Annotated in this window: 13 protein-coding genes; 4 read left to right on the top strand and 9 right to left on the bottom strand. The window is 65.5% G+C overall.

Going from position 1 to position 13,455, the window contains the following annotated elements; genetic code table 11:
- Window position 1 precedes the first annotated feature (1 nt).
- Entirely contained in the window at window positions 2-634 is a 633-nt protein-coding gene (gene rfbC / locus AADZ78_RS05230; RefSeq protein WP_085249863.1) for a dTDP-4-dehydrorhamnose 3,5-epimerase, read from the top strand.
- Here rfbC and AADZ78_RS05225 read toward each other — a convergent pair.
- Window positions 631-2,175: an amidase gene (locus AADZ78_RS05225; RefSeq protein WP_085249862.1), complete on the bottom strand. Its 1,545-nt coding sequence runs from the start codon at window positions 2,173-2,175 to the stop codon at window positions 631-633. The genes rfbC and AADZ78_RS05225 overlap by 4 nt on opposite strands.
- A 425-nt stretch (window positions 2,176-2,600) precedes the next feature.
- Between AADZ78_RS05225 and AADZ78_RS05220 the strand changes: the two genes are divergently transcribed.
- From AADZ78_RS05220 to mmsB, 3 genes are read left to right on the top strand one after another with little or no spacing between them, the layout of a single operon-like run.
- Window positions 2,601-4,121, top strand: coding sequence for a CoA-acylating methylmalonate-semialdehyde dehydrogenase (locus AADZ78_RS05220; RefSeq protein WP_085249861.1), 1,521 nt, complete (start codon window positions 2,601-2,603; stop codon window positions 4,119-4,121).
- A 4-nt stretch (window positions 4,122-4,125) separates the two neighbouring features.
- A complete protein-coding gene (locus AADZ78_RS05215; RefSeq protein WP_085249860.1) occupies window positions 4,126-5,286 on the top strand; it encodes an acyl-CoA dehydrogenase family protein in 1,161 nt (386 codons plus the stop codon).
- An 18-nt stretch (window positions 5,287-5,304) separates the two neighbouring features.
- Window positions 5,305-6,183: a 3-hydroxyisobutyrate dehydrogenase gene (gene mmsB, locus AADZ78_RS05210; protein ID WP_085249859.1), complete on the top strand. Its 879-nt coding sequence runs from the start codon at window positions 5,305-5,307 to the stop codon at window positions 6,181-6,183.
- Between the two features lie 67 nt (window positions 6,184-6,250).
- Here mmsB and AADZ78_RS05205 read toward each other — a convergent pair whose 3' ends face one another.
- The 8 genes from AADZ78_RS05205 to map all read right to left on the bottom strand — a co-directional run bounded on the left by AADZ78_RS05205 (window position 6,251) and on the right by map (window position 13,454).
- A complete protein-coding gene (locus AADZ78_RS05205; RefSeq protein WP_085249858.1) occupies window positions 6,251-6,751 on the bottom strand; it encodes a MarR family transcriptional regulator in 501 nt (166 codons plus the stop codon).
- Window positions 6,752-6,759: 8 nt separating this feature from the next.
- Window positions 6,760-7,806, bottom strand: a complete 1,047-nt coding sequence (locus tag AADZ78_RS05200; RefSeq protein WP_085249857.1) for a pyridoxal phosphate-dependent aminotransferase — start codon at window positions 7,804-7,806, stop codon at window positions 6,760-6,762.
- Window positions 7,806-8,825, bottom strand: coding sequence for a 3-oxoacyl-ACP synthase III family protein (locus tag AADZ78_RS05195; RefSeq protein WP_085249856.1), 1,020 nt, complete (start codon window positions 8,823-8,825; stop codon window positions 7,806-7,808). The genes AADZ78_RS05200 and AADZ78_RS05195 overlap by 1 nt, the downstream gene beginning before the upstream one ends.
- A gap of 6 nt (window positions 8,826-8,831) precedes the next feature.
- Window positions 8,832-9,479: an SRPBCC family protein gene (locus AADZ78_RS05190; RefSeq protein WP_085249855.1), complete on the bottom strand. Its 648-nt coding sequence runs from the start codon at window positions 9,477-9,479 to the stop codon at window positions 8,832-8,834.
- Window positions 9,460-11,175 (bottom strand): thiamine pyrophosphate-binding protein, encoded by a 1,716-nt coding sequence (locus AADZ78_RS05185; RefSeq protein ID WP_085249854.1) that lies wholly within the window; start codon window positions 11,173-11,175, stop codon window positions 9,460-9,462. Before AADZ78_RS05185 ends, AADZ78_RS05190 begins: the two co-directional genes overlap by 20 nt.
- 62 nt (window positions 11,176-11,237) lie before the next feature.
- On the bottom strand, window positions 11,238-12,011 hold the full coding sequence (locus tag AADZ78_RS05180) for an anti-sigma factor family protein (RefSeq protein ID WP_139828617.1): 774 nt from the start codon (window positions 12,009-12,011) through the stop codon (window positions 11,238-11,240).
- Window positions 12,012-12,068: 57 nt separating this feature from the next.
- Entirely contained in the window at window positions 12,069-12,596 is a 528-nt protein-coding gene (locus AADZ78_RS05175; protein ID WP_085249852.1) for a sigma-70 family RNA polymerase sigma factor, read from the bottom strand.
- A gap of 54 nt (window positions 12,597-12,650) precedes the next feature.
- On the bottom strand, window positions 12,651-13,454 hold the full coding sequence (map, locus tag AADZ78_RS05170; RefSeq protein WP_085249851.1) for a type I methionyl aminopeptidase: 804 nt from the start codon (window positions 13,452-13,454) through the stop codon (window positions 12,651-12,653).
- Window position 13,455: the final 1 nt, after the last annotated feature.

Here is a 13,455-nt window from a genome sequence, read left to right as displayed (position 1 = left end):
CATGAAGGTACGCGAACTCGACGTCCCCGGCGCCTGGGAGATCACCCCCACCATCCACGGCGATTCCCGCGGAATCTTCTTCGAATGGCTTACTGACCATGGATTTAGCGCATTCGCCGGTCACCGGTTGGATGTCCGGCAAGCCAATTGCTCGGTGTCGTCGGCCGGTGTCTTGCGTGGCCTGCACTTCGCCCAGGTGCCACCGAGTCAGGCCAAATATGTCACCTGTGTGTCCGGCTCGGTGTTCGATGTCGTTGTCGACATCCGCTTAGGCTCACCGACATTCGGCCGGTGGGCCTCGACGCTGCTCGACGATCAAGACCGCAGGACGATCTACATCTCCGAAGGACTGGCACACGGTTTCCTTGCCCTGCAAGACAATTCGACCGTGATGTACCTGTGTTCGGCGGAGTACAACCCGCAGCGCGAGCACACCATATGTGCCACCGACCCGACGCTGGCGATCGACTGGCCACTGGTCGACGGCGCCGCCGCCAGCCTGTCCGACCGGGATGCCGCGGCCCCCAGCTTCGACGAGGTACGCGCGTCCGGCCTGCTACCCACCTGGGAGGAAACCCAGCGGTATATCGAAAATCTGCGCGGCAGCGGCAGCGGCAGTGGCAGCGGCAGTTAAAGCCGATCTGCACCACGGCAACCTAGGCGTGGCGCCATCGGGAAGCCTCCGCATAGGGATTCGAAGGCATTCGCGATCTTGAGCACCGTCGCGTCATCGAATCGCTTGCCCACGATCATCATTCCGGCGGGCAGGCCGTCGACCAGGCCGACGGGCACCGAGATCGCCGGATGGCCGGTGATGTTCAGCGGCGCGGTGTTAACCACCTTGCCCATCACCGGCCCAAGCTCCGTAACGTTAGCGGGAAGCGGTTGGGCAGTAACGGGACTCGTCGGCATGACCAGCACGTCGTACTGGTCCAGAGCATCGTCGTAAGCGGCCCGCACGAACGGCACCAGATTCCGCGCCTTGGCATAGGTCACGCCACCCAGCGCGCGCAGTCCGTAGTGGCCGCTCAATGCCATCGCCTTGACGACGACGGAGAGTTGATCGGCATTGGCCAACCGTTGAGTTGCGAAGTGCGCCATGAGCTCTGGGTCATACAGTCCATCCGCACCGAGCCCGCAACCATTACCGTCCAGCATCTGATAGGTGCCACCGTCGATGATGATGACCGTGGCAACGTGAAATGCGTGGCAGTGCCATGGAATGCTGACTTCGCCTACCGCACAGCCGATCTCGGCCAAGCGCTGCGCGGCCGAGCGGACCAGCTCGTCAACTTCCGGCATCGAGTGTCGATGGCCGAAGCCCTCGGCGACAATGCCCACTCGCAGACCGGCGACATCGCCGGTAAGCGCCGCCCGGTAGTCAACTGTCGCAATACCGTTTGGCTGGCGGGGATCCAGGCCGTCGGGCCCGGCGAGCACGGTGAGCAACAGCGCGGCATCGGCGACGGTGCGTGTCATGGGGCCCAGGTGATCGATGGTGCGCTCCAACGGAATCGCTCCGGTGTAGGGCACCAGCCCGTGGGTCGGCTTGAGCCCGACGATGCCGCACAACGATGCCGGTATCCGAATGGACCCGGCCTGGTCGCCGCCAATGGCCAACTCGACGGCACCGGAGGCGACAAGTGCGGCGCTGCCACTGGACGAGCCACCCGTTTCGCGGGTGCTGTCCCACGGATTGCGCACCGGCCCGGAGGCCGCGGTGAAGCTGGACGACGAGCAGCACAGGTCCTCGCAGACGGCCTTGCCGGTGATTGTGGCCCCAGCGGCAAGCAACCGCTCGACCACGGTCGCATCCCGGCTGGGGATGAAGCCCTCAACCGCGCGAGATCCGGTCATCATCGGGATCCCGGCCACGGCAACGTTGTCCTTGATCGCCGCCGCCCGGCCGGCCAACGGCCCGTCGGCGCCGGAAGCGATCTCGGCGGTGACATACCAAGCGCCCAACGGGTTGTCGCTGGGCGACGGGAATTGATAGGCGCGTTCGGGAGTCTGGGGGCGCGCGATCTGGTTATACAGCTCGTCGACTAAGTCGTAAGAACCCAGTGTGCGGGTGACGAAGGCCCGGAAGCCGTGTTGCGTGTCGGGGTCGAAGTGAAAACCGTAGTGCCTGGCCGCGGCGTCAATGTCCGCGGCCGACGGCCTCGAAACCGCCATATCGACCTCCGCCGTGTGCTCGAGCTGGCGCACAGCAGTTTAAGACGCGCGGTGGGGATCTCTAACCGGGGTGACGAGATCCCCACCCGCGTCGTCCAATGTGACCTGGTCACTCGACGATGTCGTCGGCCCGAGTTATACAACTGGCGGAGTACGCAGTCTCAATCTCGCCGAACAGAAGTTCGTGGGTCATGGGTCACCTCCTCCCTTCATCGGCTCGCGCCTAGTGGTGCGCGCCGGAAAGGTTATTCACGGTAGTCCGAGGGGACCATGGACATGTTCGTCAAATGCGGGCTTCCGTTAACGGACAATCTGCACAGGCCCACGGCACGACAGTTTCGGTAGGCGACCTTGCCAACGCCAAACGGCATTACTAGGATATGCAAGTATATCGCCGTTACTCCCCTACTTCTATGGGACGAAACATGACCACACAGATTTCGCATTTCATCGACGGACAGCGCACCACCGGCCAGTCCACCCGCACCGCCGACGTCTTCGACCCCAACACCGGCCAGGTCCAGGCGAAAGTACCGATGGCCGGCAAGGCCGACATCGACGCCGCGATGGCCTCGGCCGTCGAGGCGCAAAAGGGCTGGGCCGCATGGAATCCACAACGCCGGGCCCGAGTGCTGATGCGCTTCATTGAGCTGGTCAACGACAACACCGACGAGCTGGCCGAGCTGCTGTCCCGCGAGCACGGCAAGACGCTGGCCGACGCCCGGGGAGACGTCCAGCGCGGCATCGAGGTGATCGAGTTCTGCATCGGCATCCCCCACCTGCTCAAAGGGGAATACACCGAGGGCGCCGGCCCCGGCATCGACGTCTATTCACTGCGGCAGCCCCTCGGCGTGGTCGCCGGCATCACCCCGTTCAACTTCCCGGCGATGATCCCGCTGTGGAAGGCCGGACCGGCCCTCGCCTGCGGAAATGCGTTCGTTCTCAAGCCAAGTGAGCGCGACCCGTCGGTTCCGGTGCGGCTGGCCGAGCTGTTCACAGAGGCGGGCTTGCCCCCGGGCGTATTCCAGGTCGTGCACGGCGACAAGGAAGCCGTCGACGCCATCCTGAACCACCCCGACGTCAAGGCCGTCGGCTTCGTCGGCAGCTCCGACATCGCGCAGTACATCTACTCCCACGCCGCGGCCACCGGCAAGCGCTCGCAATGCTTCGGCGGCGCCAAGAACCACATGATCGTGATGCCCGACGCGGACCTCGACCAGGCGGTCGATGCCCTGATCGGCGCCGGCTATGGCAGCGCCGGTGAACGCTGCATGGCGATCAGCGTCGCCGTTCCCGTCGGCGAGCAGACCGCGGAACGGTTGCGCGCCAGGCTGATTGAGCGGATCAACCACCTACGGGTCGGGCACAGCCTGGATCCTAAGGCCGACTACGGCCCACTGGTCACCGAGGCGGCACTGACCCGGGTGCGCGACTACATCAACCAGGGCGTGGCAGCCGGCGCCGAAATAGTCATCGATGGCCGCGAGCGCGCCAGCGACGACCTGACTTTCGGTGACTCCAACCTAGAAGGTGGCTTTTTCATCGGGCCCACCCTGTTCGACCACGTCACCCCCGATATGTCGATCTACACCGACGAAATCTTCGGGCCGGTGCTGTGCATCGTGCGGGCGCACGATTACGAAGAGGCGCTGCGGCTGCCGTCGGAGCACGAGTACGGCAATGGCGTGGCGGTCTTCACCCGGGACGGCGACGCCGCGCGCGACTTCGTCTCCCGGGTGCAGGTGGGCATGGTCGGCGTCAATGTGCCGATCCCGGTTCCGGTGGCCTACCACACCTTCGGGGGCTGGAAGCGGTCCGGCTTCGGCGACCTCAACCAGCACGGCCCGACGTCGATCCAGTTCTACACCAAGGTCAAGACCGTCACGTCCCGCTGGCCGTCCGGCATCAAAGACGGTGCCGAATTCGTCATCCCGACAATGAATTAGCGACATGTTTACCCTCAACGACGAAGAACGGGTGATCACCGAGACCGCGGCCGCCTTCGCCGCCAAACGCCTTGCGCCCCACGCCCTAGAATGGGATGCCACCAAGCACTTTCCGACCGACGTGTTGCGCGAGGCCGCCGAACTCGGGATGGCGGCGATCTACTGCCGTGACGACGTGGGTGGCAGTGGGCTACGCCGGCTCGACGGGGTGCGCATCTTCGAGCAGTTGGCCATCGCAGACCCGGTCACCGCTGCCTTTCTTTCCATCCACAACATGTGCGCGTGGATGATCGACTCCTTCGGCACCGACGAACAACGCAAGGACTGGATTCCGCGGCTGGCCACGATGGATGTCATCGCCAGCTACTGCCTGACTGAGCCCGGCGCCGGGTCCGACGCCAGCGCGTTGTGTACCCGCGCCGTCAAACAAGGCGGCGACTATGTGCTCGACGGCGTCAAGCAGTTCATTTCCGGTGCGGGCGCATCCGACGTCTACGTGGTGATGGCCCGCACGGGCGCCGACGGCCCGCGCGGCATTTCGGCCTTCATCATCGAAAAGGGCACTCCGGGGCTAAGTTTCGGTGTCCACGAAGAGAAGATGGGTTGGCACGCACAACCCACCGCGCAAGTGGTGCTGGAGGGGGTACGCATACCCGCCGATGCGATGTTGGGCGGCATCGACGGCGACGGCGCCGGGTTCGGCATCGCGATGAACGGACTCAACGGCGGCCGCCTCAACATCGCGGCGTGCTCGCTGGGCGGCGCACAGGCCGCCTTCGACAAGGCCGGCGCCTATGTGCGCGAGCGTCAAGCGTTCGGCGCCACCTTGCTCGACGAGCCCACCATCCGGTTCGCCCTGGCCGACATGGCGACCGGTCTCGAGACGTCGCGACTGTTGTTGTGGCGGGCCGCGACTGCACTGGACGAGGACGCCACCGACAAGGTCGAATTGTGCGCGATGGCCAAACGCTATGTGACCGACACCTGCTTCGACGTCGCCGACAAGGCGCTGCAGCTGCACGGTGGCTACGGTTATCTGCGCGAGTATGGTCTGGAGAAAATCGTCCGCGACTTGCGGGTGCATCGAATTCTGGAAGGCACCAACGAAATCATGCGGGTGGTCATCGGTCGAGCCGAGGCCGCGCGATTCCGCGCCACCGCTTAGGAAGCTAGAAAGGCCGACATGAGCACCATCGCGTTCCTGGGCCTGGGCAACATGGGCGCGCCGATGTCGGCGAATCTGGTTGCCGCCGAACACATCGTCCGTGGGTATGACCCGGTCCCGGCCGCGGCGTCCGCTGCGGCGGCCAAGGGTGCGACGATGTTCGACAGCGCCGCCGAAGCGGTATCCGAGTCAGACGTGGTCATCACCATGTTGCCCAGCGGCGACATCGTTAAGCGCTGCTACGCCGATGTGCTGCCCGCCGCACGAGCAGGTTCGCTGTTCATCGACAGCTCCACGATCTCGGTCGACGACGCCCGCGAGGTGCATGCCCTGGCCGAATCGCGCGGCATGCTCCAACTCGACGCACCGGTTTCCGGTGGGGTGAAGGGCGCGGCGGCGGGGACGCTGGCGTTCATGGTCGGCGGCCCCGAAGCCGCGTTACAAGCGGCCCGGCCGGTGCTGGAACCCATGGCGGGCAAGATCATCCACTGCGGCTCAGCGGGCGCGGGACAGGCCGCCAAGCTGTGCAACAACATGGTGCTCGCGGTGCAGCAGATCGCGATCGGCGAGGCGTTCGTGCTGGCCGAGAAGCTCGGGCTGTCGGCGCAGTCGTTGTTCGACGTCATCACCGGAGCCACCGGCAATTGTTGGGCGGTGCACACCAACTGCCCGGTGCCGGGCCCGGTGCCCACATCGCCGGCCAACAACGACTTCAAGCCGGGTTTCGCGACCGCCTTGATGAACAAGGACTTGGGCCTGGCTATGGACGCGGTGGCTGCAACGGGTGCGATAGCCCCGCTGGGCAGCCATGCCGCCGACATCTACGCTGAGTTCATCGCGTCCGACGCCGACCACGGCGCCCTGGATTTCAGCGCGGTGATCCACACGCTGCGGTAGATCCCGCGAGCAGACGCAAAAGCCCCCATTTCCGCCGGAAATTGGGGGCTTTTGCGTCTGCTCGCGGTCAAAAGTCACCCGCGTTGCGTCGCAACGTTTCAACAGACGACACCAGCGCCCGTGATTCGTCAGCAGACATCCCGATGTCGGCGAACACCTGCTCGTTGAGCGTGACGGTGGCATCCTCGACCGTGGACCGGCCGAGTTCGGTGATCTGCACCAACGTGGTCCGCCCGTCGGTAGGGTGCGGCACGCGCTCCACCAGGCCGTCGGCTTCCAGTCGGCGAATCGCGTGCGTGACGCTAGTGACGTGGACCTGCAGCCGATCAGACGCTTTGGTGATCGGCAACGCTCCGGTGCGGCTAAACGCCAATAGCCGCAGCAGCTCGAACCGGGAGAAACTCAAATCGTACGGACGCAGCGCCGTCTCGACGCGCGCCAGCAAGATCTGATGCGCACGCATCACCGACGTCACCGCGACCATGCCCTCCGACACATCGCCCCACCCGGCGCGCTCCCAATTGGCGCGGGCAACAGCGATAGGGTCACGCTTCTGTGAGGCAGCCACGCCCCTTCTTACCGCACTTGCCCCACCGCGGACAGCACCGCCATGGTCGATTCGCGGCCGCCGACGGTGATCCGCGCGCTGCCGTCGTCGTACAACCGCACATGCAACCCGGTGTCGGCGAACACTTCACGCCACGACCGCCCCCTTGACGGCAGGTACATGAAATTGGCGTGCGCATCACAGGTGTAAACCCTCATCGCACTCAAGCGCATCCTAAGATAGCGACGCTCGGCGGTAATCAGCCGGATCCTTTGCAGTAGTTGATCTTCGGCCTCGTACGAGGCCGCTACGGCAAGCAAACTGGTGCTCGCCATGCCGTACGGCGGCTGATGCTCCCACAGGGTCCGGGCCAGCGCGGCCGACGCCAGCCCATAGCCGATCCGCAGTCCGGCCAGACCGTAGGCCTTGGAAAACGTCCGCACCACCAGCAGATTGGGGAAGCGCGCGACCAACGCCGAAACGTCGAGCCGCAGCTCCGGGGCAACGAATTCGATATACGCCTCGTCGAGCAGCACCACGGTGTCACGCGGCACCCGGGACAGGAATCGCACTATTTCTGAGGACGGCTCCAAGGTGCCCGTCGGGTTGTGCGGCCGGCACACCACCACCACGCGGGCGTGCGCAGCAACTTCGGCCAGCCCGTCGAGATTGTTGTGGCCGTACTCATCCAGCGGGACCGTCGCCACGTTCAACCGAGCCATCTGCGCGACGATCGGATGCCCGTCGAAGGTGGGCGAAGCCATGGCGATGCCGTCGCCCGGCGCGGTGAATGCCTGCAATGCCTCCATCACCACACCGGTCGCTCCAGCGCCCAACACCACCTGGTCGGCCGGCATGCCTATGTGGCCGGCGATCAGGCGTCGCAGGCGCTCGGGCTGGAACTCCGGATAGCGGTTGGCCGCATCGATCGAGCGAATCAACGCCGCTCGCACTGCCGGCACCGGAGGAAACGGATTCTCATTGAGAGACAACGCAAACGGGTCGATTGCGTTCGGCACACCGTCGTCGATCTCGCCGTTGGCGTGGCTGTCGACGGACCCCCCGAACGACGACATCAGGCTCGCCCACCCCAGCGCACCGCGGCCGCACCGGCGAAATCGCCGGCGTGCGCAAACGCCGCCATCATGACCACGGCACCGGATTTGACCTGACCGTCGGATATGGCCCGATCCAGGTTAATTGGGATACCGGCACCGAACAGGTTGCCACACTCATCAAAGGTGTCGCGATGACGTTCCGGGGGTAACTCGAGCGCCTCGCGCCAATTGCGCAGGAACACCCGGTTGGGCTGGTTGGTGACCAAAAGGTCGATATCCTTGGCATGCAAGCCGATTCGATCACAGACCGACAGCGCCACTTCGGGAACCTGCCGGTTGCCGCGGGCCAACACCTTGGTGATCTTGCTTTCGGTGAAGCCGATGGAGCCCTCCCCGGGCCCGGCTTGCCACCACTTGCGGGGCGGGTCGAAGGCGAGCGTCATCTCACCGGCGTACTCGCCATAGGTGCGGCACTCAATATCAAGAACGGGTGACTGGTCCGACACCGTGACCAGCCCCACCGCGGCGCCGTCACCCGGGACTGCGGACTGCGCCTTGCGGCGGACACCGGGCTGATCGAAAAACTGACCGGCGGCGTTTTGCGCAATGGCGATCAAGGCCGTGTGCCCCTGAGCCGACACCATCAGTTGGCGAGCCACGTTGAGCGCCAACACAAATGCCGCGCAACCGCCGTTGTGCAGGTCGAGCACCCAGGAGGGGCGCATGCCGAGGCGGTGCGCGATGCCGGCCCCCTGCCCGTAGAACGCCATGTCCGGTACCTGGGTGTGGCTGATCAATATGTCGGCGCCTTCGATGACATCGGGCCCGTGCCGCTCGATCAGGCCCTGCGCCGCACGCTCGATCATGTCGATCGAACTCTCGTCCGGTGCGACGTGATGGCGGAATTTCGGGGCCCGGAACATGACACTTTCGCGAAGGTCGTCGGACTCGGCGAACTGCGCGTAGTAGTCCGCACCGATCGGCTCGCCGGGTAGGTAGCTGGAAACGTCCGTCAGGCTGACGGTTGGTTGGCTCACGACGAGTCACCTCATCCAGTCCGGTGTGACCGGCAGGCCGTGGTGGTGGCGGTATTCGGCAATGGCTTTGAGCGTCTTCAGTTCCAGCAGGTGGCCGGCGCCGAACATGTCCCAGAAGTCGCCCACCCAGACCGGGCGCTGCGGTGGCGCGGCCTCCGGATATGGGTTCTTGTCGTAGAACGGGTGATGGCAATTGGTCCACAGCACAACCGAACCCGGCTTGTCGAAGACCACCTGGGCGTCGATGACGCGCATTAGGTACACCATCCACAGATGCTTGCCCTGATCCCACGCGCAGTGGTAGTCGACGGTCCGGGCCTGCTCGTTGACGACGGTGCGGGTATAGATCTTGGTCTCCGAGCCGAGCCGGTCGAAGGCCAGCCACAGTCCCGGTTCGTCGGTGGGTGTGAACCCGCGCAGACTGTAGGTCCACTCTTCAAGGCTGCGGGTGTCGGCCATGTACTCGAACAGTTCGTCGGGCGGGCAGTCGATGAAGTCGTTGACGGTGCAGTACTCACCGAATACCTCGTGGTGCGGGTACACCGACCGCATCATCTCCATGATGATCGGGGTGGCCTTCTCGCGCGGGCTGGTTTCGATGCGGGTCACCCCCTCGATGGGAGTAGGGATATCTTCAAGCGCGGGCAGCGACATAGGTTCGCTCCTCCTTTAGTGCCGCGAGAAACGGTGCAAACGGCGGAATTTCGTCAGCGGCGCATTCGACGCTGACCACCGCCGGGCCGTCGACGTCCGACGCCGCGCGCAACGCCGCGGCAAGCTGGTCGAGGTCGGTGACATCAACGGACGTCAGTCCCGGGAACATGGCAGCCAGGCCAGCGCCCAGCTGGCTGGCCCGGAACCGGTTGTAGCTGTACAGGTCGTCGTAGAACAGCTGTTCGCGGGTCACGCACATGGCGTGGGCATTGTTGTTGAACAAGATGAAGGTCACCGGAAGCCGGTACTGCACCGCGGTGTGCACCTCCATGCCGTGCATGAAAAATGCACCGTCACCGGCAATTACGACCGTTCGTCCACCGGGCCGTCCACTGCTCGCGCGCCCAAACGCCATCCCGATGCCGGCGCCAAAGCTGTAGCCCATGCCGCCCATCCCGAGCGCGACGGCGAATCTGCCGCCCCGGCGTGCCGGCAGATAGTGGATCGCGGCCGCACCGGTATTGCCGGCATCGACCACGATGTCGGTCCCGTCGGGCAGCACACCGTCCAGCACCGCCATGGCATCGCGGTAGCGCACACCGGTACCGCACCAAGGTGGTGGCATCAGCTCGGTGCGCCGCGACACGTCTGGCACCCGCACGCCCGTTGGTCGCCTGGATCCCGACAGCATCTGGGTAAGCATGCGCAGCGCGCCGCGCAGATCGTCGGTGTGCACGTGAGTGCACGGAACATACGGCGGCGCAGACCCGATCGAGATCGTTCGCACCGATGCCAGCACGTCGTCGAGGCCGGTGCGTGCGGTGACCGACAGTCGGGTGCCGACCACAAGACAAACCGAGCTGCCGGCCACCGCTTCGGCCACGCCGGGGTGACCCATGACGCCGGTGACCCCCAGCGCCGACGACGAGCCGAAACCCGGTGTGCCCGCGGCATCTTTGGCGTCAGGAACAGTCGCCACCCGCGCACGCAACACCGCGCGCAGCATTTCGAGCTCCGCCCGGGCGTTATCCCGCGCGACTTGCTCGCCCGCGATGATCGTCACCGGGCCATTCACCTGGCGCAGGACCGCGACGATCGGATGCGGGTTGCCGATGGGTCGCAGATCCTGCGTGCCTTTCAGGCGCCTTCCGGCCTCAACATCTCCTTGCTGAATGTTCTTGGGCAGCAACAACACTGCCGGGCCACCGGTGCGGGCCGCGGCGATGGCCCGAGGTAGCGCCGAAACGATGTCAGCCGGCGTGAGCACCCGCTCGCACGACACCGATACCGCCGAAAACACCGCCTCGGCGTCCAGCGATCCATTGCTGCCGCTGGTGTCCTGAAAGCTGCCCCGCCCGTCCATCGACGTGGGGGCCTGGCCGACCAGCGCCAATACCGGGACACGGCTTGCCAGCGACTCCCCCAGGCCTGGGACCAGATTCAGCGCGCCCCCACCGGAGGTCGCTGCCACAACACCCAACCCGGTGCCCGGCCCGCCCCCGCTGCGGCTGTATCCGTCGGCCATCGTGGCGGCGGAGAACTCGTGCTTGGCCAGCACCGCGGTGATCGACGACTGGAAATGGGCCGAGTCGTACAGATCCTCGATATTGGCGCCGTCGACACCGAAGATGTGGTCGACGCCCATTGCCGCGAGGTGCTCGACGATGTAATCGACCACCCGGTACTTCCTGGGCATGCCTGTAACACGACGGGCGGCGAACTTCAGTTCACCGCCCGCCGCGAGCCCCCGTCTACCCGCTAAAGCGAACGCTGCAGCAAAACCTGGCCCGTATCGGCGGCGACAACCTGTACGGCGGCGATCTGATCAACCGGCGTCGAAATGCTGCCCGCGGGCGTCGCGGTGTGACCGGGTTCGGCCACCCAGGTCGCCAGCCGGGTCTGGCTGCCGTCGCGACCCACCACGACCATGGCCAACGTGTCATGGTGAGCATCCGGTGGCGCCAGGCAGACACACCGCAGGTTGATGAACGTCCCCCAGTTCTGGCTGCTCAGCGAAACCGTCGAGGTCAGCAGGCTTGTCCCGACCTGCGCCATCGGCTGCGCCGACACGGTCGCCTGCTGGTCAGAGACGGAATGGCCTTGGATACCTACCAGCACACCGATCCCCAGCACCACGGCCGCGGCGGCCGAGGCCACCCAGGTCGTCAAGCGTGCGCGGCGGCGGCGCCAACGAACCGTTGCCAGCAGTGACGGCAGCAACTCCGGCGACATCTGCGGCGTCGGTGGGCCCCCAACGGTACGAGCCGATTCGTTGATGGCCGCGACGTCGTCCGGGCTGAGCTGCGAAAGCAAGGCCGGCACGCCGCAAAGTTCGGAGACCGCCTCCCGGCATCGCGGGCAATCGGCCAGGTGCGCCTCGAATTCGCGGCGGTCGGCCGCCGACAGGGACCCCAGCACGTAAGCGGCGTCCCACGTCGCGTAACGGTGGTTGTCATCCGTCGTCAATTCACGCACCCCGTTGTTGCCGGGCGGGCCACCGGGCGGGCCGAGGCCTCGTAGCGGCGTTCTCATGTCATCCATCTCCTGTCACCCTCAAGTATTCGGAGCCGACAGCCATGCGGATGGCTCTCATCGGGTAACTCCAAGTTCCTGCAGAGTGAGCCGCAGTGCCCGCACCGCATAGTGTAGGCGCGACTTCACAGTTCCTTCAGCGATTGCGAGGTCGCTTGCAATCTGCGTCGTGGTCCATCCGCGGTAGTAGGACCGCTCGATCACCGCGCGATGCTCGCCCGACAATTGAGCCATCGCGTCGGCAATCAGCAGCCGGTCCAGTGCCGCATTCACCTCGTCCGGCGTGGACTGCTCCGGCGCGCCTTCCACGTCGGTCGAAGCGACGACATTGCGGGCCCGTGCGCTGCGTCGCTCGTCGATGATCATGTTGCGAGCCACGGTGAACAACCACGCTCGTGCTGACCGCTCGGTGTCGCCAACGACTTCCGGATGCTGCCAGGCCCGCAACAGCGTCTCTTGGACGACGTCCTCGGCCTGCGCTGCGTCTCCCGTTAATCGGAGCGCGTAGCGCCACAGCACCGCGGCGTGCTCGTCGTAGAGCGCCTTCATTAGAGCGGCTTCTGCAGTGCCGGCCAGGCGAGCCACTCGATCACCTCCGCTACTGACACGAGTCGAGTAGACGTTTAGTTCAACGCCAATTCAGACCCCGAGGGTCAGAATGCGGGGCCCGGTTTCGGTTGCCGCGACGGTGTGCTCCCAGTGTGCCGCTCGTGATCCGTCGGCGGTGGTGACCGTCCATTTATCGTCGAGCACCACGGTTTTGGTAGTTCCCAGGGTCAGCATGGGTTCGATGGCCAGGACCGAGCCCACCGCCAGCAGTGGTCCGCGCCCCGGCGCGCCCACATTGGGCAGGAACGGATCCATATGCATCTCCCGGCCGATGCCGTGGCCCCCATATCCGTCGACGATCCCGAACGAACGCCCGTACCGAAGTTCGGCGCGATGCGTGCCCGTTTCGATGGCATGGGCCACGTCGGTCAACCGATTGCCGACAACCATCGCCGCGATTCCGGCCTCCAGCGATTCCCGGGTCGCCTCCGACAGCGCTTCGTCGGCCGGAGCCAAAGTTCCGACCCCGAAGGTGATTGCCGCGTCGCCATGCCAGCCGTCCAGCACCGCCCCACAGTCGATGGACACCAGGTCACCGGGCGCCAATATCTCTGCGGCGGACGGGATTCCGTGAACAACCCGGTCGTTGACCGAAGCGCAGATCGACGCCGGGTAGCCGTGATAGCCCAGGAACGACGGGGTTGCGCCGGCTTCGCGAATCACCGACTCGGCGATCTGGTCGAGACTCAGGCTGGACACACCGGCGATCGCGGCCGCACGGACTGCGTGCAGCGCCGAGGCTACGACAGCCCCGGCGGCGGCCATTGCGTCGAGTTCGCCGGGAGTGCGCTGCGGCACGACTCCGCGACCCCGCAGCCGTGCCAGAGCGCGCATA

The sequence above is a fragment of the Mycobacterium riyadhense genome, assembly GCF_963853645.1.
Classification (GTDB): Bacteria; Actinomycetota; Actinomycetes; order Mycobacteriales; family Mycobacteriaceae; genus Mycobacterium; species Mycobacterium riyadhense.
The sequence above is the reverse complement of the archived record's forward strand: the minus strand, read 5'-3'. Positions and strand labels throughout refer to the sequence as shown.